The organism is Caldimonas brevitalea (assembly GCF_001017435.1).
In the GTDB taxonomy this organism is placed as follows: Bacteria; Pseudomonadota; Gammaproteobacteria; order Burkholderiales; family Burkholderiaceae_C; genus Caldimonas; species Caldimonas brevitalea.
On sequence record NZ_CP011371.1, the window covers coordinates 4,644,589 to 4,669,115 of the forward strand.

Annotated in this window: 23 protein-coding genes; 11 read left to right on the plus strand and 12 right to left on the minus strand. The window is 67.9% G+C overall.

Annotation, left to right across the window (positions count from 1 at the left end; genetic code table 11):
- Nucleotides 1-13 precede the first annotated feature (13 nt).
- The 4 genes from AAW51_RS19530 to AAW51_RS19545 all read right to left on the minus strand — a co-directional run bounded on the left by AAW51_RS19530 (nt 14) and on the right by AAW51_RS19545 (nt 2,886).
- Nucleotides 14-1,336, minus strand: coding sequence for a glycosyltransferase family 4 protein (locus AAW51_RS19530; RefSeq protein ID WP_238947640.1), 1,323 nt, complete (start codon nt 1,334-1,336; stop codon nt 14-16).
- A 247-nt stretch (nt 1,337-1,583) separates the two neighbouring features.
- Nucleotides 1,584-1,949 (minus strand): hypothetical protein, encoded by a 366-nt coding sequence (locus AAW51_RS19535; RefSeq protein WP_157359964.1) that lies wholly within the window; start codon nt 1,947-1,949, stop codon nt 1,584-1,586.
- Nucleotides 1,950-1,954: 5 nt separating this feature from the next.
- Nucleotides 1,955-2,359, minus strand: a complete 405-nt coding sequence (locus tag AAW51_RS19540; RefSeq protein WP_047195943.1) for a PRC-barrel domain-containing protein — start codon at nt 2,357-2,359, stop codon at nt 1,955-1,957.
- Nucleotides 2,360-2,376: 17 nt separating this feature from the next.
- Nucleotides 2,377-2,886 (minus strand): PRC-barrel domain-containing protein, encoded by a 510-nt coding sequence (locus AAW51_RS19545; RefSeq protein ID WP_047195944.1) that lies wholly within the window; start codon nt 2,884-2,886, stop codon nt 2,377-2,379.
- 333 nt (nt 2,887-3,219) lie between these two features.
- Here AAW51_RS19545 and AAW51_RS19550 point away from each other — a divergent pair, with 333 nt between their 5' ends.
- Nucleotides 3,220-6,180 (plus strand): ATP-binding protein, encoded by a 2,961-nt coding sequence (locus AAW51_RS19550; RefSeq protein ID WP_169788053.1) that lies wholly within the window; start codon nt 3,220-3,222, stop codon nt 6,178-6,180.
- 26 nt (nt 6,181-6,206) lie between these two features.
- Here the strand turns inward: AAW51_RS19550 and AAW51_RS19555 are convergent, their stop codons facing one another.
- The 6 genes from AAW51_RS19555 to AAW51_RS19580 form a co-directional block, all read right to left on the minus strand.
- Complete coding sequence (locus AAW51_RS19555) at nt 6,207-6,665, minus strand: hypothetical protein (protein ID WP_053013772.1); 459 nt, start codon at nt 6,663-6,665, stop codon at nt 6,207-6,209.
- 37 nt (nt 6,666-6,702) lie between these two features.
- Nucleotides 6,703-7,224, minus strand: coding sequence for a DUF421 domain-containing protein (locus tag AAW51_RS19560; RefSeq protein ID WP_047195946.1), 522 nt, complete (start codon nt 7,222-7,224; stop codon nt 6,703-6,705).
- Nucleotides 7,225-7,270: 46 nt separating this feature from the next.
- Nucleotides 7,271-8,233, minus strand: coding sequence for a lipocalin family protein (locus AAW51_RS28395; RefSeq protein ID WP_053013773.1), 963 nt, complete (start codon nt 8,231-8,233; stop codon nt 7,271-7,273).
- 37 nt (nt 8,234-8,270) lie between these two features.
- Nucleotides 8,271-8,660 carry a phage holin family protein gene (locus tag AAW51_RS19570; protein WP_053013774.1) on the minus strand — a complete coding sequence of 130 codons (390 nt, stop codon included), beginning with the start codon at nt 8,658-8,660 and terminating at the stop codon, nt 8,271-8,273.
- Nucleotides 8,661-8,749: 89 nt separating this feature from the next.
- Nucleotides 8,750-9,121 (minus strand): hypothetical protein, encoded by a 372-nt coding sequence (locus AAW51_RS19575; protein ID WP_053013775.1) that lies wholly within the window; start codon nt 9,119-9,121, stop codon nt 8,750-8,752.
- 110 nt (nt 9,122-9,231) lie between these two features.
- Nucleotides 9,232-9,501 (minus strand): GlsB/YeaQ/YmgE family stress response membrane protein, encoded by a 270-nt coding sequence (locus tag AAW51_RS19580; protein ID WP_157360153.1) that lies wholly within the window; start codon nt 9,499-9,501, stop codon nt 9,232-9,234.
- Between the two features lie 457 nt (nt 9,502-9,958).
- Here AAW51_RS19580 and AAW51_RS19585 point away from each other — a divergent pair, with 457 nt between their 5' ends.
- The 3 genes from AAW51_RS19585 to AAW51_RS19595 all read left to right on the plus strand — a co-directional run bounded on the left by AAW51_RS19585 (nt 9,959) and on the right by AAW51_RS19595 (nt 15,052).
- Nucleotides 9,959-10,177 (plus strand): hypothetical protein, encoded by a 219-nt coding sequence (locus tag AAW51_RS19585; protein WP_047195948.1) that lies wholly within the window; start codon nt 9,959-9,961, stop codon nt 10,175-10,177.
- Between the two features lie 257 nt (nt 10,178-10,434).
- A complete protein-coding gene (locus AAW51_RS28400) occupies nt 10,435-13,194 on the plus strand; it encodes a hybrid sensor histidine kinase/response regulator (RefSeq protein ID WP_083438432.1) in 2,760 nt (919 codons plus the stop codon).
- Nucleotides 13,195-13,675: 481 nt separating this feature from the next.
- Nucleotides 13,676-15,052 carry a sigma-54-dependent transcriptional regulator gene (locus AAW51_RS19595; RefSeq protein ID WP_047195949.1) on the plus strand — a complete coding sequence of 459 codons (1,377 nt, stop codon included), beginning with the start codon at nt 13,676-13,678 and terminating at the stop codon, nt 15,050-15,052.
- Between the two features lie 40 nt (nt 15,053-15,092).
- Here the strand turns inward: AAW51_RS19595 and ybaK are convergent, their stop codons facing one another.
- Together ybaK and AAW51_RS19605 are read right to left on the minus strand one after the other, a co-directional pair.
- Nucleotides 15,093-15,590, minus strand: a complete 498-nt coding sequence (gene ybaK / locus AAW51_RS19600) for a Cys-tRNA(Pro) deacylase (protein WP_047195950.1) — start codon at nt 15,588-15,590, stop codon at nt 15,093-15,095.
- 35 nt (nt 15,591-15,625) lie between these two features.
- Nucleotides 15,626-16,687, minus strand: coding sequence for an aldo/keto reductase (locus tag AAW51_RS19605; protein WP_047195951.1), 1,062 nt, complete (start codon nt 16,685-16,687; stop codon nt 15,626-15,628).
- Between the two features lie 439 nt (nt 16,688-17,126).
- Between AAW51_RS19605 and hldE the strand changes: the two genes are divergently transcribed.
- From hldE to AAW51_RS29375, 7 genes are all read left to right on the plus strand, one after another.
- Complete coding sequence (gene hldE, locus AAW51_RS19610; RefSeq protein ID WP_047195952.1) at nt 17,127-18,554, plus strand: bifunctional D-glycero-beta-D-manno-heptose-7-phosphate kinase/D-glycero-beta-D-manno-heptose 1-phosphate adenylyltransferase HldE; 1,428 nt, start codon at nt 17,127-17,129, stop codon at nt 18,552-18,554.
- Nucleotides 18,551-19,321, plus strand: coding sequence for a polysaccharide deacetylase family protein (locus tag AAW51_RS19615; RefSeq protein WP_047195953.1), 771 nt, complete (start codon nt 18,551-18,553; stop codon nt 19,319-19,321). The genes hldE and AAW51_RS19615 overlap by 4 nt, the downstream gene beginning before the upstream one ends.
- Nucleotides 19,322-19,441: 120 nt before the next feature.
- The gene (locus AAW51_RS19620; protein ID WP_169788054.1) at nt 19,442-20,506 is read left to right on the plus strand and encodes a glycosyltransferase family 4 protein; all 1,065 of its coding nucleotides are present in this window, start codon (nt 19,442-19,444) and stop codon (nt 20,504-20,506) included.
- Nucleotides 20,503-21,573 (plus strand): glycosyltransferase family 9 protein, encoded by a 1,071-nt coding sequence (locus AAW51_RS19625; protein WP_047195955.1) that lies wholly within the window; start codon nt 20,503-20,505, stop codon nt 21,571-21,573. The genes AAW51_RS19620 and AAW51_RS19625 overlap by 4 nt, the downstream gene beginning before the upstream one ends.
- Nucleotides 21,570-22,661, plus strand: coding sequence for a glycosyltransferase (locus AAW51_RS19630; RefSeq protein WP_047195956.1), 1,092 nt, complete (start codon nt 21,570-21,572; stop codon nt 22,659-22,661). The genes AAW51_RS19625 and AAW51_RS19630 overlap by 4 nt, the downstream gene beginning before the upstream one ends.
- Entirely contained in the window at nt 22,658-23,737 is a 1,080-nt protein-coding gene (locus tag AAW51_RS19635) for a glycosyltransferase family 9 protein (protein WP_083438434.1), read from the plus strand. Before AAW51_RS19630 ends, AAW51_RS19635 begins: the two co-directional genes overlap by 4 nt.
- Nucleotides 23,738-23,840: 103 nt before the next feature.
- Nucleotides 23,841-24,494 carry a glycosyltransferase family 25 protein gene (locus AAW51_RS29375; RefSeq protein WP_238947641.1) on the plus strand — a complete coding sequence of 218 codons (654 nt, stop codon included), beginning with the start codon at nt 23,841-23,843 and terminating at the stop codon, nt 24,492-24,494.
- Nucleotides 24,495-24,527 lie beyond the last annotated feature (33 nt).

Sequence of the window (24,527 nt, forward strand, 5' to 3'; positions counted from 1 at the left end):
AGCGCCGGCATGCTCAGGTCGCCGCGGTCTGGACCGCGGTGAGACGGGTGGTGCGCCGGCGCATCGCGACGACGACGCCCGAGCGGGCTTCCGTCGTGTGTAGCGTGCTGAAGGTCGCGCCCAGTTGGGCGGCCACGCGGTCCCAGGTGAACATCGAACGCGCGCGGCGGATGCCGGCGCGGCCGAGGGCACGCGCATGGGCAGGGTTGTCGTGTAGGTAGGCCAGGCGCTCGGCCAGGGCCTGCGGATCGTGCGGCGGCACCAGATAACCCGTCACGCCCTGCATCACGGTGTACTGGATGCCCCCGACCGCGCTGCCGACCACCGGGGTGCCACAGGCCATCGCTTCGAGCGGCGTGATCCCGAACGGCTCGTACCAGGGTGTCGTGACGAAGACGTCGGCCGCGCAGTAATAGCGGCGCAGTTCGCTGCGCTGGCGGCGTCCGGTGAAGGTCACGCGGGCCCGCACGCCCAGCGATTCGGCGATGCCGCGCAGACGGGCGATCTCCGGCGTGACGGCCTCGTCCGGCGTGTCGGACTCGCCACCGACCACCAACAGGCGCACCGGCATCTCGGCAGGCAGGTGGGCCAACGAACGGATCACGTTGTCGATGCCCTTGCGCGGCACCAGGCGGCCGAGTTGCAGCACGACGAATTCGTCCGGGTCGAGCCCCAGCTCACGGCGCGCCTGCAAACGGTCCATCGGCGCAAACTCGCTGGGGTCGAAGCCGCACGGCACCATCACCATCTTGCTCTCGTCAGCGCCGTACAAGCGCACCAGGTCCGACTGGTCCTGCGGGCACTCGGCCACGATGCAATCGGCCTCCTCCACCAGCATCTTCTCGATGTCCACACGTTCGGCGGGGAACGCGTCGGCCGAGCGCTGATGCTCACGGCGCACCAGGCCCAACGCGTGGAAGGTGATCGCGAACGGCAGGCCCAGCACGCGTTTGAGGTGCAGCGCCACCATCCCCGACATGAAGAAGTTGGCGTGGACGACGTCGTAGCCACCCGCATTGCGGCACAGCAGCTCGCACGCCTTCGAAAACTCGGGCATGTACTGCAGCAGCTCTTCCTTGGGCACGAAGCGGGCCGGTCCGGCCGAGATATGGATCACGCGCAGCCCAGGACGCAGATGGACGACCGTTTGCAGCGTCGGATCATCGCGACGCGTGAAGACGTCCACCTGATGCCCGGCGCGTGCCAGGCACTGCGCGACATGCATCACATAGATGTTCTGCCCGCCCGCATCGACGCCACCGAGCGTGGCCAGAGGGGACGCATGTTCGCTGATCAGGGCGATCTTCAGCGCGGATCTTTTGGAGGGTGGTCTCATGGTGATCCATCGTTAGAAGTGGTCACCCGACCTGGCAAACAGCGTGCCGTGGCCACCCTGCGCGGCGTGTGGATACCCCCCACACCTTCACATGTAAGTTGCGGCGGCGGCCCTCGGTAAAACTTCCCGAGGGGGTTTCAGCCTTCCGGCAGCCCCATGTGCCCCCTTAGAACAGGACCCGCATCTAGCCCTGCAAAAAGTAAAAGCCGGCGGCCCCGCAAGGCACGCCGGCTCTGGTTAGAGGACGTCAGATCTGGGCGCCGTTGCCGGAAACGCTACGCAGCGAATCGGACGACGGGCGGCTGTCGCCGACCGGATCGACAGAGCGGGCCAGGCTGGTGCTCGGGTCTGAACCCAGCCCCTGCATGTCGCTCTCGTCTTTCCAGCGATCCTGCCGCTGCTGGTTGTGCGTCGCCAGCGTACCCTGCTGCGACTGCAGCCGACGCTGCCGCATCCGGTAGGCCGCGATGCTGCCGCCGGCGATGAGGCCGAGCGCCAATGTCATCCACAGCGTGCGGTTGGATTTGAGCGTCGCGCCGCGCGCCACCAGCGTGTCGCGGGCCTGTTCGATCAAACGCTTGCCGGTTTCGAGGTTGAAAGCTGCGCTGTCCATCGTGTTCACTCCCAGAAAGGCCGAGACTTGTAATGCGTGTGCACGTTCTGATGCCAGCTCAGATCTGCACTTTCGGGCCATTGATCCTTGTCGAAGCCCGGCGCGCTGTCGAACAGTGTTTTGTCGGCATCGAGGACGAAACACTTCTTGTCGGTATCAAGGGTGAGGGCTGCCCACGGAATCGCGAACAGCTTGTCGCCCAGGCCGAGGAACCCGCCCGACGACATCACCGCGTAGGCAATACGCCCGCGCGGCACGTCGAGCATGATGTCGCTGATGGTCCCGAGTGTGTCGCCCTGGCGGTTGACAACTTTGTCGCCAGTCAACGTGTCGGCCGTCATCAGCCGTGGGCCGGGCCCACTGTCGTTGACGTCGAGGCGGGCACCGTGGCCCGTGATGTTAGTGTCCATGGCAAGGTCCTTTCACTTCACTTGGCTTCGGAGGAATAGAACTGGCGGTTCTGCTGCGACCAGCGCTCGTCGTGCAGCGACGGCCAGTTGTTGGGAGCGAAGCTGGGCGCGTTCTCGACGCGGTCCTTGGCAATGTCGACGCGCAACCGGCCTTCCCCGTCGACCTGCACGTTCTGCCACGGCACGGCGCGCATGCGCTCACCGGCCCCGAGCACGCCGCCCGACGAGACGATCACATAGGCAAGGGCCCCGTCCGGGCCCAGCACGACGTCTTCCACCTCGCCGATCTTGTCACCCATCTTGTCGTGCATCTGGGTGCCGATGATCTGGCTCACTCGATGGGTCCGCTCCCAGCGGTCGTTGGCTCGCATGGCTTGATACGTGGTGCGCCCGCCGCCAGGCGGCGAGGCCTCCTTCTGGCTGGAGCTGGTGCCCTGTTGTGCTGGCGCCGTCTGGGCCGAGAGCCTCTGGGACCCGAGGGCGATCGCCATCGCGGTCATCCACAAGAGCAGGTAGCGCAGGCTCACTCCGTTCTCCTTGGTGGTCAGCGTTGCGGGCTCGACGCGAGCCCTCCCGTGTTCTGGCAAGCGATATGCCCATGGCCGCAACATGCCGGCGAGCCGAGACTCACAGCGGGCGCTCACTGCACCGCTGTCGTTACATTCAGTTCAGATTCAGTGGCCGAAGCTGCGCACCATCTCGCTTGAGGCCCTCCGCGTACGGCGAGCCGATCCGACTCTTGCGACTGCGACTCCTCCTCTTTCATGTTCTATGCAAAGCAGCGGGCCCGCTGGCCACACAGGTCAGACCCAACGGGCGTCCCCAGCCGGCGCCGGTTGTTCCGGTGGCCCGCGTCGTCCTTGCGTGCGTACTTCGTCGTCGTGATCCTGGTCGCCACCGTGCCGCTGGCGGCTTTCGTCTCCTACTTGATTTACCAGGAAACGGTCAGCGGACGGGCCCAGCTCGAGGAGGGTCTCAAACGCACCGCCGACACCTTCGCGCTGGCGGTCGAGCGGGAGATCGTGTCGTCGATCGATGCACTGGGCATCCTGGCGTACTCCGAAGCGCTGCAACGTGACGACGTGGCCGGCTTCTACCGCAGCCTGACGCTGCTGCCGACGCTGCGGGCGACCTGGAGCAGCGCCTATCTGATCAGCCCCGCGGGGGAGGTGCTGTTCTCGACCGACCGGCCCTACGGTGCGCCGGTGGGCAGCGTCCTGGGCTCGCCCGACTTCGAGCGCGTCAAGCAGCGTCGTGAAGCGGTGGTGACCGAACTGATGCCGGGCCACGAGCGCGATCAGCTCGTCACCGGCATCCAGGTGCCTGTGGTCTTCGACGGCAAGCTGCGCTATGTGCTCGGCGCCCGCATCGCGGCCAGCAACTGGCAGGCGCTGATGCACAACGCCAGCGTGCCCAAGGGCGGCTTCCTGTCGCTGTTCGACGCCAACTCGCGCATCATCGCCCACAGCCTGCACCCCGAGCAGTTCATCGGCACCGACCTGCGCGCCGCCCTGCCCTTCGCCGGCGCGCCAGGAACGCTGCAGACCGGGCCGTCCGCAAGCATGAACGCCACCTATGCGGCCTGGCAACGCGTGCCGCTGGCGGGCTGGGGCGTCGGCGTGGGCATCGCAGCGGCGCCGCTCGACCGCGCCCACCTGTCGGCGGTGGGGTCGGCCATCGGCGCCGGTGCGCTGTCGCTCTCGCTCGGGCTGATCCTCGCGCTCATCGTCGCTCGGCAGGTCACCGACCCACTGCTGCAACTCGCCAACGACGGGCCGGGTGCAGCGGCGGGCGCGATCGTGGTGCGTGAGATCGCAGTGCTGCGCGACGCCCTCGTCTCGGCAGCCGAACAACGCGAGGTGGCGCGCCAGCGGCTGCAGGCGAAGGCCGACGAATTCGAAGCGCTGTTCAACAGCAGTCCGATCGGCCTGGCCATCACGCAGGACGTCGGCTGTCGGACGGTGTTGATGAACCCGGCACTGGCCAAGATGTTCAATGCCGTGCCAGGTCGCGGTGAACTGCCGCCGCAGCGACAGCCCCTGCCAGCCGAGTGTCCACGGGTTTTCGGCAAGGGGCGCGAGCTGGCGGTGGAGGAACTGCCGATCCAGCTCGCCTGCAGCCAAGGGCGCGAACTGAGCGATGTGGAACTGGACGTGGTGCACCCGGACGGGCGGACGCTGAACCTGATCGCCTATGCCGTGCCCTTGCTCGACGCCGCCGGCCAGCCGCGGGGCGCCATCGGCGCCTTCGTCGAGATCACCGAGCGCAAGCACGCAGAGGAGCGCCTGATCAATGCAGAGCGGCGCCTGCGCGAAAGCCAGAACCTGGTGGAGTTGGCCCAGGAAGCCGGGCACGTCGGCTTCTTCGACTACCACTTCGCCGACGACAGCGCGGTCTGGACGCTGGGCCTGGCGAAGCTGTTCGGCGTCAAGCCCGAGGAGGTCGACCCGGGGTGGATCAGCTGGTCGAAGGTAGTCCTCGCGGAAGACATCGAGGTGGTCCGACGCGCGGTGCTGGATGCGGTGGCGCAGCAGGCCGAGCAGACGACCTATGAATTCAGGGTGCGTCGGGCCGACGGGTCGCTGCGTTGGCTGGCCAGCCGGGTGCTGCTGTCGTACGACGAGCAGCACCGCCCGAGCCGGATGATCGGCGTGTGCGTCGACGTCACCGACCAGAAGACGGTCGAGCAGGAACGGGCCGCATTCGTCGCGCGCGAGCAGGCGGCCCGCCGCGATGCAGAGAATGCCAACCGCGCCAAGGACGAGTTTCTCGCGATGCTGGGCCATGAACTGCGCAACCCGCTCGGCGCCATCGCCGCCGCGGTCGAGGTGCTGAACCGCGTCGACGCCCACACCGACACGGCGCAGAGCGCGCGCCGCATCATCGGCCGCCAGACCCACCACCTCGCGCGCCTGATGAACGACTTGCTCGACATGGCCCGTGCGACGGCCGGGAAGATCACGTTGACCCGGCAATGCCTCAACCTGGCCCAGCTGGTGCAGCGCTCACTCAGCGCGCTGGAGTTGTCGGGCGGGCTGAAACAGCACCAGGTCGAGGTCGAAATCGACGACGTCTGGGTCGATGTGGACGCCACCCGCATCGAACAGGTCGTGACCAATCTGCTCACCAACGCGGTCAAGTACACCCCGGCGGGCGGCACGGTGAAGGTGCGGGCCGGCGCCGTCGGTCAAGAAGCGGTGCTCGAGGTGCGTGACAGCGGCATCGGCATTCCTGCCGCCCTGCTGCCACGTGTGTTCGATCTGTTCGTACAGGGTGAACGCACGCTGGACCGTCGCCAAGGCGGGCTGGGCATCGGCCTGACCCTGGTGCGCCGGCTGGTCGAGTTGCACGGCGGATCGGTGCAGGCCGAGAGTTCGGGACCGAACCTGGGCAGCAGCTTCACCGTGCGCCTGCCCCGTGTGCAGGGGCCGCAGACGGCGGCGCCCGCGTCGCCACCGATGAATGGCGGGGCCAAAGACGTCGTGGTCGTGGAGGACAACGAAGACGCGCGCAACGCGATCGAGAACCTGCTGCGGCTCGCCGGCCACCGCGTCACCGTGGCCGGCGACGGCACCAGCGGGCTGGCGCAACTGCTGGACCGCCCGCCCGACCTGGCCCTGATCGACATCGGCCTGCCGGGCCTCAACGGCTACGAAGTGGCGCAGCGCCTGCGTGCTGCGGGGCGCCGCACCCGGCTGGTGGCCCTGTCGGGCTACGGCCAGCCGCAAGACGTCGAGCGGGCCCTGGCGGCCGGTTTCGATGCCCACCTCGTCAAGCCCGTCGACCTGAGCGCCCTGCAGCGCTTCCTGGCGTCCACCTGAAACGCCTGGAAGCGCCGCCGGCGGCCTCAATGGCCGGTGCGACGCTCGATGTCGTCGTTGTCCTCGGTGGTGCCTTCGTCCTCGTCGATGGCGAGGTCGGCATCGTCGATGTTGACGTCGTCCAGGTCCTCGTCGGCCGAGAGCTGAAGTTCCTCGTCGTCGGGGCCTTCGATGCGGTCGGGCGCGATGTCGCCGCCTTCGCGGTAGCCGCTGTCACGGTCGGCCAGGGCGCGCTCACCACTACCGACGGCGTCGCTGTCGCTGTCGAGGCTGGCGTTGCCGAAGTCGGCGCCAGGGCCGCCGCGGCGGTCGAGGTCGGACGTCGGGCCGGCGTCGAGGCCGAGCGCCTGGGTGTCGACCAGGCCCGGGCCGCCTTGGATGTCGCTGCCGCTGTCGGATGTGTCGCTCGGCCCCAGCGTGCCGATGCGGCTGCCTTCGTTACGCTTGGGCGCCGGGCGCCCGCCCAAGATGCTGCTTTGTGCCATGAGATGCTCCTGTTGCTGTTGCAGACGAGAGCAGCAATCAGGGTGCCGTCGCATTGTGCGGCGGCGGCGACGTGCTCGCCGCGCCCTTGCTGCGAATCACGCTGAAGCCACCGTCAGCCTCCATGTAGGCCGCCTTGACTTCGGCGATGTGCTCGATGCCCTCTTCCCGCAGCTTGCTCTTCAACTCGTCGATCGACAGGTACTCGCGCCGCAGGTTGCGGTGCAGCACTCGCCCGTGCAGGATCAACGGCAACGGGGGCGCTTGCGCAAAGCGCCGCACCCGGGGATAGCGAAAGCTGGCCCAGTCGAGTAAGACGTTCCAGCCGATGATGGTGGAGACCAGCACACAGCCTTCGGACACCGTGTTGTACCCGCCGGACATGGCGTTTTGCGAGGCGTCCGCGATCACCACGAGCACCAGCACATCGGCCACCCCGACCGCACCGACGTCGCGGCGCACGACGAAGCGGAAGATCAGAAACAGAAACCAGTACATCAGCGTGCCGCGCAGCATCAGTTCGGCAGCGCTGACGTGGAAGGCGAACAGTTCGCTCATCATCCGAGTCGGCGCCGCGCCGCCCGGCGGCAGCGGGGCGGCGCGGGTCTCAATGGAGGGTGGTGGTGCTGGGAGCGACGCTTGTCGTCGGCTGGGGCACCGTCGAGGCGACAGCGGCGGGGCTCTCTGCCCGACGCTGCGCCGCGGGCTGGGCACCGGCAGCACGTGCGGTGTGGACGGTGCGAACCAGTCGCTGCACATCGAAGCCTTCACGCCGGGCGATCGCCACAAACTCGTCGTAGGTCTCTTCGTCCAGCGTGGGCGCGCGCGACAACAGCCACAGACCATCGCGCTCCGGCGTTCCGACCAGGGCGGCCGAATAGTCGGATTCGACGTGCATGACCCAGTAGTCGGCCCAGGAGCCCGGCCACCACCGCAACCAGCTCGGTCCAAAGCTGACCTCCAGGCGCGACGGATGTGCTTCGTCGGTGTGGCGCACGCTGCCCTGCTCGCGGCGCTCACTGCCGTCACCGCGCAGGCACAGGGTGGTCAGCGTGACGCTGCCGTCTTCCTGGGGCTCGAACTCGGCGCGCACGTCGCTCGCGCACTGTTCCTCGACGCGGCTGGGCAGGCAGGCGATCTCGTACCAAGTGCCGGCGTAACGTGTCAGGTCGAACTCGACCGCGGTGGTCAACTCCACCGGATCGTGGCTCGAGAAGGGCAGGCCGAGGCGGGCCAGAAAGGCCGATCCCTTGCGGCCCAACAGCGGCGCGGCCAGCGAGGCCACCAAGGGCACCAGCGCCGGCCGCATCAAGGCTTGCAGCCATCCGCCGCGCGAGCGGTCGTCGCGGTCGCGGCCGCGCCGCCGGCCGTGCTTGCCCCGTGTCAGGCGGCGCAACAGCCAACCGCTGACGAGGGTGGTGGCGCCACCGACCAACAGCGTGCGCACGCGCTGTTTGCCGGCCAGCTGCGCCTTCTGCCAACTGGCGCCGGTGCGGGCATCCTGCATCCGCACCTGCGCTTCGCATTGCTCGATCTGCGCGTCGATCTGGCTCAAGTGAGAACGCAGCATGGGGGCTCCATCCGAGGGGTGTCAGGGGGTGGGGGTGTCAGTGCAGGGTCTGGGCCGGTGTGTGGGACGGCGGTTTCTGCTGCTGCGACGACTTCAACTGCCGGATCGTCGCCGGGAAGCCCAGTCGGCGCACCAGCCCGCGCATGTACCAGGCCAACAGGCCGGCAGCCACCAGGTTGAGGGCGACCACCACCAGCAGCGCAACGCCCCAGTGCACATCGGCACTGAGCACCAACCAGGCCGCGATGCCGCCCATCAGCCCGAGCCACGACGTGACGACCAACACGGCGGCCACCACGGCATACAGGACCATCTGCACCAGGGTGAGGCCAGTGCGCTGCGCTTCGAGCGAGAACAGCTTCGCACGCTCCTGCAAGGAGCCGCGCAACTCGTGCCACAACGAGCCAGCGGCCTGGGAGAAGGTCATCGTAGGGCCGCCAGCCGAGGCAGCAGCGTGGTGCGCTGCTGCCTCGTCAAGCCCGCTGGGCGCCTCGGGAGACATCGCGGGCCCCATGATCAGCGGCTGCTCGTCAAGCGAGCGATGACCATGCCCGCGAGGGCCGCCACGGCGACGGCCGCGAACGGGTGCTCACGCACATAACCGCGTGCCGACTCGACCCATTGCTCTTCCATCGCGCCGAAGTCGCCCGCCTTGGCATTCAGCTGTTCGCGGGTGCTGTACGCGCTGCTGCGCAGCTTCTCGAGGGCCGGGCCGGCCTTGGCCGCGACACGATCCACCGTGTCGTGTGCAGACTGGGCCAGACGGTCCACGACGTTCGTGCTGCTGGTGCTCGATGCGCCCATGGTGCTGCTCGACCCGATGCCGTTGGCCGAACCGGTGCTGCCGGCGCCCGATGTTCCGATGGAGGTGCTTGGCTGGTTTTCCATGGAGGTGCTCCTGTGGCGGGCGATGCCCGCAGGTTTAAGGGGGATTTAAGTAGGAATTGCAGAGAGATTTGCAGCGGGCGAGGCGAGCAGCCAGGCGCCCGCCCGCGCTGTCAACGGACGCTGCCGCGTCGTAGCAGGTTCACCACGGCCAGCAGGATGACCGCCCCGACCAGCGAGACCAGCAAGGCCCCGACGCTGAACGCGTCCTGGTTGATGCTGGGCACGCCGACCAGCGGCGAGATCAGCCAACCGCCGAGCGCGGCACCGATGATGCCGACGACGATGTTGAGAACGACGCCCTGTTGGGCATCCGTACGCATGATCATGCTGGCGATCCAGCCGATCACGCCGCCGACGACTAACCAAACGATGAAGTTGATCACGGGCATGCTCCTGTTGAAAAGTTGGTGGAAGGTCATGTGCGCAGGCGCCGCTTTAACGACAGATGGGCGTCGAATCGGCAGCCCCGCTCACGCTTCCCACCGCAGCAACCAGCGTGCCGCGCTACTTCGCGGACTTACCCCAAGCCCATCGCGGTGCGACTTGTGGCTGGGAAGGAATTGCCGCTTGGGTGTAATGCATGCTGTCTCGCAGCAAGCCAGGGAAGCCGCGGCCTTGGCCGACCAAAGCGGCAATGCCGCGCAGTGCCCGTCCCGCACGATGACTCTGCAGGCACGTCTCTTGCGCTGTAGCGTGTTGTGTACTCCCTCGAGCTGCTTCCCGCCGTCTCACGGCGTGCTGACGCTCAGGAGAGCTTGTCCCAGATCTTGCGCGCTTTGCCTCTGCCGGTCGTTCGCCGCAGGCGCTGGCGGCTACCCACCTGCAGGAGAGATTTCGATGGCCAGCTCCACAGCCCCTGATGCCCGGGGCGCTTTCGAGCGCCGCCTGAAGCGGCAACCCGAAGTTCATGCGAGCGGCGAGCCGCTCCATCTCGGCGAGTCCGGCTTCCACGACATCGCGGACGATGCGGCGGACACCGACCCGGGCGGCGACGCCGACGGTGGCAACGCGCCTGGTTTACCGCAGCCCTGGGAGCGGGCGGCGCGCTACCGTTGAGCCGGCCTGCCGCAGCGTGGCTGGCGAATGAAAGACCGGTGCTCGCCGGGGTATACCCCAGATCCATGGCAGCAGCCCACGCCAGGCGGCACTTACGTGCCGCACTGCCGGAGGCGCTTCCCCATTGGGTGCGAGCCGCGGTCGTCGTGCGCCCGATCGCCCGGCCACCGCGGCAGGGCGGCGTGTCCATCCATCCCCAGATCTTGACTTTCCTGCGCCGTCCTGTCGGACGGCGCGGCACCCGCTAAGGAAGGTGCATGCAAGCACAAGCCAACGCTGGCGCCACTGTCCCACCCATGTTGACCGACGCCGGCGTCGCGCTCGGGGAGCTTTACTTCGTCGCCATGGACCCGGGGCCGACCGGTCACGCCTGGGTGGCCAGCGCCGGGGGCGCGCTCCAGGAACTGCTGGGCAAGCGCGCCGAGGAAGTGTTGGGCCAACCCCTCAACGCGTTGCTGGAGGGCGTGGACAGCCTGCTCGATGGGGCGCGCGGCTCGGATGAAGCACAGGCCTCGGTCGCGCGCCTGCTCACCGGAGCGCAAAGCCAGGGTTATGTCCAGGCCCAGCCTCTGCACACCGTCGCCACACCGGCTTGGCTGGTCAGCTTCCACACCTTGCGGGCGTCCGCCGGCGGCCCTCAGACGCCGCTGCCGGCCCTGGCCGGGCTGCCGTTCGCCGGTGTCGCGCACGCCGTCCCGGCACTGTTGTTCGCCTGTTCGCCCGACGGCAAGGCCGTCTACGTCAACCAGCATTGGTTCGAGTACACCGGCCTGAAGAACGACTGCTCGCTGGCCGACGAATGGCTCAACCTGGTGCATCCCGAAGACCACCTGACGCTGATCGAGCAATGGCGCCGCTGCCACGCCGAAGGCGGACGGTTCGAAGGCCAGTACCGGCTGCGCAACGCGCGCGGCCAATTCCGCTGGCACCTGTGCCGCGCGCAACTGCTGTGCGACCACGTCGGCGAGCCCTTGCTGTGGGCTGGCATGGCGACCGAGATCGAGCACCAGAAGCAGATCGAGGATGCGCTGGATCAGCGCGAGCGCGAGTTCCGCACGCTGGTGGAGAACGCACCGGACGTCATCACGCGGCTCGATCGGCAGTTGCGCCACGTCTACGCGAACCGCGCGATCGAGACCGCCTTCGGCATCCCGCCGGCCGCGCTGATCGGCTGGACCAGCGGGCAGGCCGGCTTGCCGGCGGTGGTGGCCGAGGAATGGCGTTCGGCCGCGCTCGACGCCCTGCGCTCGGGGCGGGAGCGCGAATGCCAGTTCACGGTGGAACGCGAGGACCCGCGCCGGCCGGTGAGCCACTACATCTGCCGGCTGATCCCGGAGCGGGACCGGGACGGCGCCGTCGAGACCGTCTTGTGCATCGCCTACGACATCACGCAGCGCCGCCATGCGGTGTCGGCGCTGCAGGAGAGCGAGCAACGCTTCCGCCAGTTCGCCGAGAGCAGCGACGACGTGTTTTGGCTGGCCGACGTGAACGGCGGCCAGCTGCTGTACGTGAGCCCGGCCTTCGAACGTGTCTGGGGCCGCGAATGCGAGGCCCTCTATGCGGACCCGGGCGTGTGGAACCGCGCCCTCGTCGCCAGCGATGCCGTCCGACAGGTCGAGCCGTTTTTTGCCGATATGGCCCCGTCCGGCTCCCAGGAAGCGGTACGCGAGTACCGCATCCGGCGCGCCGACGGCCGGCACCGCTGGATCCGTGACCGGCGCTTCCATTTGCGCGACGAGCACGGCACCGTGGTGCGCATCGGCGGCATCGCCGAGGACATCACCGATCGCAAGGAGCGCGAAATCGAGCGCGAAGCGCTGCTCGAGCGCGAGCGGGCCGCCCGCGCCGAGGCCGAAGCCAGCGCATCGGCCAAGGACGAATTCCTCGCGGTGGTCTCGCATGAACTGCGCTCGCCACTCAATGCGATTCGAGGCTGGGCGCATGTCTTGCGGCAAGCAGGTAATCTTTCCCAGGCGCAGCTGCGGGCCCTGGACGCGATCGATCGCAACACGCAAGCACAGGCCCGCATGGTCGACGACCTGCTCGACACGCAGCGCATCCTGCGCAGCAAGCTCGACCTGGAAACACGCAGCGCGCCGCTCGCCCCGATGGTCGAACAGGCGATCGACAACGTGCGTCCGGCGGCTGAGGCCAAGCGGATCACGCTCGACGTGCAACACGATGTGCAGATCGAGATGGTCAGCATGGACGTGGAACGGATGCGGCAGGTGCTCGTCAATCTGTTGTCCAACGCCGTCAAGTTCACGCCCGAAGACGGCCGCATCGCGGTCATCACGCGGTTGCGGCCGCATGCGCTCGAGATCGAGGTGCGGGATTCGGGCATCGGCATCGACCCGCAGCTGCTGCCCCGCGTGTTCAATCGTTTTCAACAAGCCGACGGATCGCGCACCCGTCGGCAGGGCGGCCTCGGCCTCGGCCTGTCGCTGGCGCGCCAGCTGGTGGAACTGCACGGCGGGCGGTTGCGCGCTGCCAGCGACGGCATCGGTCACGGCGCCTCCTTCGTCGTGGAGTTGCCGCGCCGGCTCGCAGAGACGGTGGCGCAGGACGGGCGTCGCAGCCACGACGGCCGTGCGCATGCGCTGGCCCGCAAGCGCATCGTGGTGGTCGAAGACGACCTGGACGGGCGCGAGATCCTGTCTTTCATCCTGACCGACCAGCATGCCGAGCTGATCAGCTTCGACCGCGCCGCGCCCGCCTTTCGCTACCTGGCCGAGCTGCCGCCGCAGCAGCGGCCCGACGCGCTGATCTCGGACATCGCGATGCCGGACGAGGACGGCTACAGCTTCATCCGGCGCTGGCGAGAGGAGGAGGCGCGGCTGGGCGTGCCGCGCCTGCCGGCGGTGGCACTGACCGCCTTCGCGAGCCCGCGCGACCGCGCCAAGGCGCTCGACGCCGGCTTCGATGCCCATCTCGGCAAGCCGGTGGACTCGGCGGCGCTGATCGACACGCTGGTCGAAGCGGTCGCGGGGCCGACGCCGGTCGCGTCGGCATCCTGAACTTCATCGCGCGCACGGAGCCCGGCGGGCCTGCTGCCGCGCGGTTTTGACACATCTTGCAATCATTGTCCCGATGCTTTGGATCGGGACATTCGGCAGCCCTGCGTTGAAATGCCCTGTTCGCGCCCCATAATTGACGCTCGCAACGCACACCTGGGAGCGTCGCCCGTGTTGACATGTGCGGCGGCCCGGGTCGCCCGGTGGGTCACCGCCGGGCTTGTCGGGCCAGCGGGCCGTGCAGCCGCGTCCGGCAGGGGAGTTCAAGAACAAGTCCTGCGGCAGGGAGCAGCCGAAGAACAAGGTTGTCATGAAAGAGCGTAGCTGTCCGAGCCCCGGGGCCGGGCCGCTCGCGTGGGTACCGGGTGCTTTTCTTGCCTGCCGCGGCTTCGGTCGCGGCGGTGGGCCGCTCCTTCGAGAGCGGTCGTCGTTCAAACGCGGACTCGGGTCGCTCGCACCCGGGTCTGCATCACGGAGGTAGAAGATGGGGCACGCACTCATCGTCGAAGACGATGCGGATTCGGCCGAAATGATGGCGGCGCTGATCGCGAGCGAAGGCTTCACGGCGGCGACGGCAACCAGCCTGCGCGATGCACGTCGGCAGCTGGCGCTTCAGGAGCCCGACATAGTGTTGCTGGACCTGATGCTGCCTGACGGCAGCGGCATGGAACTGTTCAACGAGCCCGAAACACTGGCCAACACCGAGGTGGTGCTGATCACCGGCCACGCCAGCCTGGACACCTCGATCCAGGCCTTGCGGCTCGGGGCAGCCGACTATCTCATCAAGCCGGTCAACATCAAGCAGCTGCAGGGCATCCTGTCGCGCGTGATGCGGCCGTCGACGCTGAAGGCCGAGCTGGCCGACCTGAAGGCGGAGTTCGAACGCAGCGGCCGCTTCGGCCTGTTGTGGGGCCGTTCGTCGGCGATGCAACGCGTCTACGAACAGGTGGCGCGGGTCTCGAGCACGGCGGTCACGGTGCTGATCACCGGCGAGAGCGGTACCGGCAAGGAGGTGGTCGCGCAGACCATCCACGAGTTGAGCCGTCGCCGCAAGAAGCCTTTCCTGGCGGTCAACTGCGGTGCCATCTCGCCACAGCTGATCGAAAGCGAGATCTTCGGTCACGAGAAAGGTGCCTTCACCGGCGCCGACCGGATGCACCAGGGCTTCTTCGAGCGCGCCCACGGCGGCACGCTGTTCCTCGATGAAATCACCGAGATGCCGCTGGAGCTGCAGGTCAAGCTGCTGCGCGTGCTGGAAACCGGCACCTTCATGCGGGTCGGCTCGACGCAGTCGCAAGAAGCCGACGTGCGCGTGATCGCGGCCACCAACCGGGTGCCCGAGCAGGCCGTGACGCAGGGCAAGCTGCGCGAAGACTTGCTGTACCGGCTCAACGTGTTCCCGATCCACCTGCCGCCGCTGCGCGACCGCACCGAAGACGTGGCCCTGCTGGCGGAGCACTTCCTGCACGACATCTGCAAGCGCGAAGGCGAGAACAAACGCTTCGGCCCGCAGGCGCTCGACAAGATGCGCACCTACCGCTGGCCGGGCAATGTGCGCGAGTTGCGCAACGTGGTGCAGCGCGCCTACGTGATGGAAGAAGGCCCGTTGATCGGCGATGAGTGGCTGGTGTTCGACACGCCCGCGGTGCAGGAGCCCAAGGGTCCCTACCTGACGGTGCGCGTCGGCACGCCGTTGGCCGACGTCGAACGCTCGCTGATCCTCGCGACGCTGCAGCACTTCGGCAGCCACAAGGAGAAGACCGCGGCCGCACTCGGTGTGAGCCTGAAGACGCTGTACAACCGTCTGAAGGAATACTCCCAGGAGCCCGGCGGCGGCGGCGAGCGCGAGGGCTCGTCCTGAGCCCTGCTCGCGCCCCTGCCCTAGGGCCCTTCAGCAGGCCCTAACCCGCCCGCGCCGCCCCGGCCTGCACCAAGGTCGGGGCCAGCAGGCGCACCACCTCGCTCGGCGACAGGCTGACCAGAAAGCCGCGCCGCCCGCCGTTGATATAGATGCGATCCAGCTCAGCGATGCTGGCTTCCATGTAAACCGGCATCGCTTTGCGCGTGCCGAACGGCGAGGTCCCGCCCACCAGATAACCCGTGTGCCGCTGCGCCACCTCCGGATCGCACGGTTGCACGCTCTTGAGCCTGGCCTCGCGCGCCAGCTGCTTGGTCGACACCGTCATGTCGCCATGCATCAGCACGATCAGTGGCTGCTTGCGCTCGTCTTCCATCACCAGCGTCTTGATCACGAGGTGCTCGTCGACCCCCAGCTCGCGGGCCGATACCCGCGTGCCGCCGTGCTCCTCATAGTCGTACAGATGGGGCTCGAACACGACACCGTGCCGCCGCAGGAAGCTGGTGGCAGGTGTCTCGCTGGCGTGGTCTTTGCGAGCCATCGGGCGGTCGGGTCAAGGTGACGGTGGGTGGCGGGTCACTGCGCCGGGTCGCGCAATTCCCAACGGATGCGGTCGATCTCGGCCAGCAGTTCGGGCGACAGCGTGGTGCCCCAGGCGTCGAGGTCCTCGTCGAGCTGGCGCCGGTCGGTGACCCCGATGATGGTGCTCGCGACCTGCCACTTGGTGTAGCAGAAGGCGAGCGCCATGCGGGTGGGCGTGAGGCCGTGATCACGCGCCAGCGTGTTGTAGCGGCGCGCGGCGGCCAGCGCCTCCAGGCGGGCCCAGCGCTGCTTTTTCATCGTGTCGTAGCGGGCCAGTCGTCCGCTGGCGGCGGCCGGGGTGGCCAGGCCTGCCTCGTCGTACTTGCCGGTCAAGCTGCCGAAGGCCAGCGGCGAGTACGCCAGCAAGGACACGTCGAGGCGGTACATCACCTCGTCGAGGCCGTTCTCATGCGTGCGGTTGAGGAGCGAATACGGGTTCTGGACCGACGCGATGCGCGGCAGGCCGTGCTGCTCGGCCAGCCGGACGAACTCGGCGACACCATACGGCGTCTCGTTCGACAGGCCGACCGCGCGCACCTTGCCGTCGCGCACCAGCCGGCCCAAAGCCTCCAGCTGATCGTGGATCGAGGTCACCGGCAGGTCGCGCCGCGGGTCGAAATAGACACCGCCGAACATCGGCACATGCCGCACTGGCCAGTGGATCTGGTACAGGTCGATGCGGTCGGTGCGCAAGCGCCGCAGGCTGTCGTGACAGGCCGCGACGATGTTGTCGGGCGTGAGGTCGGGGCTCGCGTTGCGGATCCAGTCATAGCCGCGCGACGGCCCTGACACCTTGGTCGCGAGCACCACGCGGTCGCGCACCCCGGGCCGGGCGGCGAACCAGTTGCCCAGAATCGACTCGGTCCTGCCGAAGCTCTCGGCGCGCGGCGGCACCGAATACATCTCGGCCGTGTCCAGGAAGTTGACCCCGCGCTCGAGCGCGTGGTCGAGCAGTGCATGGGCCTGGGCCTCGTCCACCTGCTCCCCGAAGGTCATCGTCCCCAGGCACACCCGAGACACTTGCAGGCCACTGCGGCCGAGCGTCGTCAACTCCATCTTGTTCGCCTCATATCAAAGACACGCGAGTGTGCCGCAGCCGGGCGCGGCTTGCAGGCGGCGCCCGGCCGGCCGGCGCGGGCCAGCGGCGGGCAGGTGCGATCTCCACCGATCGCTTCACTGGTGAAATTCTGCTGGAATACCGCGCCGGACGGCGGGAGCCGCGCGAAACGCGGGCGGCGGCGCAGGCCAGCCTGCCGGCCTCAACGCCCGTCCCGCGGCGCCGGGTTTGGCCACGGAAGCCAGGCCAAAGACGGAAAAAAGTCCGTTGCCGGGCTGTGCGTAAGGGCGTCGAGTGGGGCGCCGGCGGCGTGCCCTCGCCGGGCAAGGCAAAATCAGGCCTCCGCACCTCACCCGCTGCGGCCCGGTCCGCCTGCGGCGGCCGCGAGCGGTGGGGCGCATCGGCGACCCGCCGACGCCAGAACAAACCCACACGCTCATGCGCATCCCTGATTTTTCGAAGCACCGCCTGCTGGTTGCCGGCGACGTGATCCTCGACCGCTACTGGTCGGGCAGCACCACCCGCATTTCGCCCGAAGCGCCGGTGCCGGTGGTGAACATCCGCCGCTCCGAACAGCGCGCCGGCGGTGCGGCCAACGTCGCGCTGGGCCTCGCCGCCCTCGGCGCGCCGGTCTGTTTGCTGAGCCGGGTCGGCGAGGACGAACCGGCCACCATCCTGCGCGAGGTCCTCGAAACCGGCGGCGTGCGCTGCGAGCTGGAAGCCGACCCGGCGCTGACCACGATCACCAAGCTGCGGGTGGTCAGCATCCACCAGCAGATGATCCGGCTCGACTTCGAGAACCCGCCCGCGCCGGCCGCGGCGGTGCGACTGGCATCGTTCCAGCGCCAACTGGCCGACGCCGATGCCGTGGTGCTGTCCGACTACGGCAAGGGTGCGCTGCTCCAGGTTCAAGAGCTGATCCAGGCCGCGCGCGCGGCCGGCAAACCGGTGCTGGTGGACCCCAAGCAGGCCGACCTGGGCGTCTACCGCGACGCCTCGGTCATCACGCCCAATCGCGGCGAGTTCGAACGCGCAGTCGGCCCGTGCCGCAGCGAGCAGGAGCTGATCGACAAGGGCTTGGCCCTGCTCGAGCAGATGGGCTGGGAAGCCTTGGTGATCACGCGCAGCGAAGAGGGTATGACGCTGCTCGAAAAAGGCCGGCCGCCGCTCAACATCCCCGCGCAGGCGCAGGAGGTCTACGACGTCACCGGTGCCGGCGACACCGTGATTTCGGTGCTTGCCGCCGCGCGCGCGGCCGGGCAGAGTTGGGCCAATGCGGTGTGGCTGGCCAACCTGGCCGCCGGCATTGCGGTGGGCAAGCTGGGCACTGCCACGGTCAGCCTGCAGGAGCTGCGCTCCGCGGTCGAGAAGCAGTTGCGGCCCACCTCGACGCATGGTGTGGTGTCGGAAGCGGAACTGCTGGTCCAGGTCCAGGAGGCACGCCGCCGCGGCGAGCGGGTGGTGATGACCAACGGCTGTTTCGACATCCTGCACCCGGGCCATGTGAACTACCTGGCCGAAGCGCGCCGCCTGGGCGACCGCCTGGTGGTGGCGGTGAACGACGATGCCTCAGTGCAACGCTTGAAGGGCCCGACGCGGCCCATCGTGCCGGCCGAAGACCGCATGGCGGTGCTCGCCGGCCTCGCCTCGGTCGACTGGGTGGTGCCGTTTTCGGAGGACACGCCCGAACGTTTGATCGACAGCGTCGCGCCCGACGTGCTGGTCAAAGGCGGCGACTACCAGGTCGAGCAGATCGCCGGACACCGCGGTGTGCTGGCGCGCGGCGGCGAGGTGCGTGTGCTGCCGTTCGTCGACGGCCGCTCCACCAGCGCCATCGTGCAGCGCATCCTGGAGGCCGGGCAATGAAGCCGCCGATGGTCGGGCAGCCGCCCGTGTCGGTGTTGATGTACCACCAGGTGGGGATGTTCCCGCGGCCGAAGGCGCACCGCGCGGCCTTCTGCGACGTCAAGCGCTTCGCCGCTCAGATGGCGTTTTTGAAATGGGGTGGCTACTCGGTCATCAGCCTCGAGCAGGCCTACCGCGGTCTGTTCGAAGGTGCGCCGCTGCCGGCGCGGCCGGTGGTGCTGACCTTCGACGACGGCTACCAGAACTTCAAGGAACACGCCTGGCCTGTCCTGCAGCGCCACGGCTTTCCGGCCAGCGTCTTCATCGTGACCGAGCAGTCCGGCCGCCACGCCGGCTGGCTCGCTGCCGACTTCACGCCGGCCCCGCTGATGGATCATGCGACCCTGCGTCAGCTTGCGCGTGAAGGCGTGAACTTCGGCTCGCACACGCTGAACCACCGACGCTTGTCGCAACTCGACGAGACGCAGCAGCGGCGTGAGATCTTCGACAGCAAGGCCGCGCTCGAAGACGTGCTCGGCCAGCCGGTGCCCGACTTCTGCTACCCCTATGGCGACTACGACCCGCGCGCACGCGACCTGACGGCCGAGGCCGGCTACCGGCTCGGGCTGACCTGCATCCGCGGTGCCGCCAACACCGCCGACAACGCCTTCGAGATCCCGCGCAAGGCGATCTCGTACGGCGACAACGTCATCGGGTATGCCTGGAAGCTGCACATGAAGCACGCCCGCAAGGACAAGCCGGCGGCGCATGCGGATGTCTATGCATGAGCGGGGGCCCGCCAACCCAAGGCGCTCGCACCGCACGCCGGAGCACGGAGGTCGTCCAATGAGCCCCCCGGGGCCGGCGCCGGTGATGTCCTCGATCTTCTTCGACCGATGAGCTCATCGATGCGACCGATGCGGATCGTGCAGGTGCTGCACAGCCATGGCTATGGCGGCGCTGAACGCCATGCGCTGGCGTTGATGCGCGGCCTGCGCGGGCTGGGGCATGAGGTGCTGTATGCCGGGCCCGAGGACGCGTGGCTGACGCGCGAATGCCGGCAGGCCGGCATCGACACGGCCCATTTGGGCATGTCGGGTCTGTTCGACCTCGGCTCGCACCTGCGCTTGCGGCGCCTGCTGCGCGAGTGGGGTGCCGACGTCGTGCACGGCCATCTGGTGCGCGGCGCCCACTATGCCGGGTGGGCCGCGTGGCGGCAGTCCGCTGTCCTGCCGTTGTGCACCGCGCACGCCACCACGGCCGCCAAACACATGCGGCGCTGCCGGCACATCATCGCGGTGTCGGAGGCGGTCAAGGCCAACTTGATGGCGCACGGCCATGCGGCGCAGGACATCACGGTGATCCACAACGGCATCACGGCGCCGCCGGCTGGCGACCGGGCCGCCGTGCGACGTGCGCTGGGCATCGGCGACAGCGAGTTCGCGGTCATCAGCGCCGGCCGGTTCATCCGGGACAAGGGCCAGGACCTGATGGTGCAGGCCGTGCGCGCCTGCCGCCGCCCGGTGTCGCTCTATCTGGCCGGTGCGCCCGACACGGCCTATGCAGCCGAGGTGCGCAGGCTGGCGGGTGGTGACCCGAAGGTTCACTTCTTGGGCTACCGCAGCGACGTGCAGGGCTTGCTGGCCGGCTTCGACGCCTATCTGTCGGCCTCGCGCCGCGAAGCCTTCGGCATGTCGCTGGCCGAGGCCGGCGCCGCCGGGCTGCCCATCGTCGCGACCGCGGTGGGCGGCGTGCCCGAGGTGGTGCAGGACGGCAGCACCGGCCTGCTGGTGCCCAACGAAGACGTGCCCGCGCTGGCAGCCGCGCTCGACCGCCTGCAGGACGACCCGGCCCTCGCCGCCCGGCTCGGCCAGGCGGCGCGCGAGCAATACCTCGCCCGCTTCACGGTCGAACAGATGGTGCAAGCCACCGCCGCGTTGTGCTCGCGCTTGGGACGAAAGGCGGCGACATGAGCGGCAATGTGCAGCGCATCCTGGTGATCCGCCTGTCGGCGATCGGCGACGTGGTGATGGCGTCGGGCTTGATCCCGTCGCTGCGGCAGCTGTACCCGAATGCCCACCTCGCCTGGCTGGCCGAACCGGCGGCAGCGCCCTTGCTTGTGCACAACCCGCGCCTCGACGAGGTGATCGTGTGGCAGCGCGGCGAATGGCAGCAGTTGTGGCGACAGCGGCGTTACCGCGACGTGTGGCAACGGCTGCGGGCGCTGCGCCGCCAGCTGCGCGAAGGCCGCTTCGACCTCGTGATCGACGCACAAGGCCTGCTCAAGAGCGGCGTGTGGTCGTGGCTGAGCGGTGCGACGCGGCGCGTGACGCTGGTGGGCCGCGAGGGCAGTCACCGGCTGGCGACCGAGCGCGTGATGCCACCCGAGGGCGCCGACGCGACCTCTGGCGTGCCGCGCCTGATCGGCTCCGAATACCGGCACCTGGCCGCCCATCTCGGTGCGACACCACAGGCCTATCGGCTCGACCTGGCGGTCGGCAGCGCGGCGCGCGAGGTCGCCTGGGCCCAACTCGACGCGTTGGGCGTGCCGGGCGGCGCCTATGCGGTGTTGTGCCCCTTCACGACCCGGCCCCAAAAACATTGGTTCGAGGACCGGTGGGCCGAGTTGGCGCAGCAACTGGCCGAGCGCGGCCTGCAACCCGTGCTGCTGGGCGGACCGGCCGACCGTGAGGCCGCCGCGCGCATCGCCGCCCAGGCGCCGGTCATCGCCAACCTGGCGGGCCGACTCAAGCTCGATGAATCGGTGGCGGTGATCGAGTCGACGCGCGTGCTGATCGGCGTGGACACCGGTTTGACCCACATGGGCAGCGCCTTGCGACGGCCGACCGTGGCGCTGTTCGGCTCGACCTGCCCCTACCAGGACGGCGATTCCCTGCTGACCAGCGTGATGTACGACTGCCTGCCCTGCTCCCCCTGCCGCCGTCGTCCGACCTGCGGCGGCCGCTTCGACTGCATGCGTTCGCTGGAAGTGGACGCCGTGCTGGCGCGGGCGCAGCGCATGATGGAGATGGCGGGATGAAGGTGCTGCATGTCGAGGCGGGCAAGCACCTGTACGGTGGCGCGCTGCAGGTGGTGTTTCTGCTGGAAGCCTTGCGCCGGCCGGGCGACGAACACGTGCTGGCCTGCCCCCGCGGAGCCGCGATCGCCGACGCGGCGCGGCCCCACGCAGCACGGGTGCACGAGATCGAGATGAAGGGCGACGCCGACATCGGCATGGTGGGCCGGTTGCGCCAGCTGATCCGCGCCGAGCGACCCGACGTCGTGCACCTGCACAGCCGCCGGGGCAGCGACCTCTGGGGCGGCATCGCCGCCAGGCTGGAGGGTGTGCCGGTGGTGCTGAGCCGGCGCGTGGACAATCCCGAGCCGCGCTGGTGGGTGGGGCTGAAGTACCGCTTGTACGATCGCGTCATCGCGATCTCCGAGGGGATCCGCCAGGTGCTGTTGAGCGAGGGGCTGGCGGCGGACAAGGTGGTCTGCGTGCACAGCGCGGTGGACACGCAACGGTATCGGCCCGGGTGCGACGACGTCGAGTGGTTCCGCGCGGAGTTCGGCATTGCCGAGGGCGAGCTGACGGTCGGAATGGCAGCTCAGTTCATTCCACGAAAGGGACATCGCATGCTCCTCGAAGCACTGCCCGCCGTCCTCGCGGTTCATCCCAACACGCACGTCCTCCTGTTCGGTCAAGGGCCGGAGCAGGAGCCAGTGAAGCGCTTGATTCAGGCGGCCGGCCTCGAGAACCGCGTGCATGTCGAAGGTTTCCGGCGCGACCTCGACCGAGTGCTGCCCTGTCTGGACGTCTTGGCGCATCCCGCCGAAATGGAGGGCCTGGGCGTTGCACTGCTGCAGGCCGCCGCCTGCGCCGTGCCCATCGTGGCATGCCGTGCGGGCGGGATTCCCGAGGTGGTTCGGCACGGACTCAACGGCGAACTCGTCGCCCCGGGTGATGCGCCGGCACTTTCCGAGGCCCTGACCAAGCTGCTCAGCAGCAGCAGCTTGCGCCGAGCCTACGGAGACGCCGGGCGTACCCTGGTACTTGAGCGTTTTTCGATCGGGGCGATGGCAGCGGGCAACCATGCGGTTTATACGACCGTGCGCAAGGCAGCATGATGGACACAAGACCGAAAACAGCGGTACTGCATCAATACACCGGGATCGGCGATCTGGTGTGGCACATCCCCTACTTCGAAGCAGTGGCCCGTCAGAGTCACGACGACAAGGTCGCCGTCATTGCCCAGCCATCGACCTCTGCCCGACAACTTCTGAAAAACGAGCCCTGGGTCGGCGAAATAATCGACCACGACCATCGTCCTCGGCGCTCCGACAAGCGGCCTGCGCAACACGCCGGAATTTCGGGCATGGTGCGCATGGGCAAGTTACTAAAAAGCCGGCAATTCGATCGAATCATTCTGTTTTCTGGGCGCCCGAGCCGGGGTCTCATCGCACAGCTTTCCGGCATCCCACAACGATTGGGATACGGTTATCACGCCCTGCAGCGGCTTTTTCTCAACGTACCGCCCTATATTTCCCGGTATGAGGGCAACGCCGTTGCAGCGCCGAAGGAGATGGCCGCCTTTGCCATCGCGCATGGTTTCTGTACCGAACCTCTGATTCCCCGATTGAAAGTGGGTCAGGACGAGTTGCGCGCGATGGGAGAACGGCTGCGCGACCTCACCGGCCCGATATATGCGTTCGCGATCGGCACCTCGGAATTGCACAAGCAGTGGGGGGCTCAGAATTTCGCGGCGTTGGCGCAGTTCGTCGCGCAGGCCGGAGGCAACGTCTTGCTCCTCGGAGGACCGTCGGAAGCCACGCTGGCACAAACTATCATTGGTGGCATTCCTCTCCAGCACCGCCATCTCGTCCTTCCGATCACGGATGTGCCGCTGATGGGGACGGCTGCAGCACTGGAGTACGCCGACGTTTGCATCGGCAACGACACGGGTGTCGTCAGCATTGCGGCGGCGTGCGAATGCCCTACCTTTGTCTTGCTGGGCGATCGCCCGCTTTTGGAGCACGACCCGCTGATTTCCTGCCTGGTTGCACCCAGCCTAGCCCGCCTCACGCCCGAGGACGTATGGCAGCAAGTGGCCCGCGCGCGCATCGGTCAAAGGCGTCGGCCCGGCGCGCACGTGCCTTCCCCACGGGACGGAGACCGTCCCGGGGAGCAAGCGTCGGCAGGCTAGAATGTGTAGGCCGCCTGCGTTTTTTCACAAAACTTTCGCAATGTCTCGTTCAGTCAAGACCTACGTTATCAGTTTGCCAAAGAGCACAGAGAGGCGGCGCGCGATGCAGGAGCGACTGCAGCGAGCCGGGCTCGTTGCCGATTTTTTCGACGCAATAGACGGACGGGCGCTGGATACTAACGCTTTCCCAACGATGGACCCGTCGAACCCTTTGTCAGCGGGCGAACTTGGCTGCTACCTGAGCCACGTCGGCATATGGAAAACGGTGGCCACCGGCCCTGACTCGCACGCGCTGGTGCTCGAAGACGACGTTCAATTGCGTGCCGATTTGCGCAGCATTTGCGAGGAACTGCAAAAAACGGAAATTCCGTTTGACCTGGTACGCCTGGGCAGTCAGCTGCCGTTGCGGGGGCTACGGGTGGCAGAACTGGCAGGTAAATGGCAGCTATTTCTGCCGACAATGGACCCGGACGGCAGTTACGCGTATTTTGTTTCACGACAAGGTGCAAGCCGGCTGCTCGACACGTTGCGCCACCCACGCCACCCGATCGACCGGGAGTTGAACCTTTATTGGCGTCATCAGCTTCGAATTCTGGCACTGTCGCCACCGGTCGTGGAGCACGACGCGGAAAGCGTTTCCACCATCATGCCCAGCGGCCGTGCAACAGTAAACACATCGCTGCATTTCCTTGCGCGATGGCGTCGCTCGATCCTAAAGCGCTGGAGCATTTACCAGATATCTCGCAGCCTCAACTGAACGTGAAACGCTGCGACTTTTTTCTACGCCCAC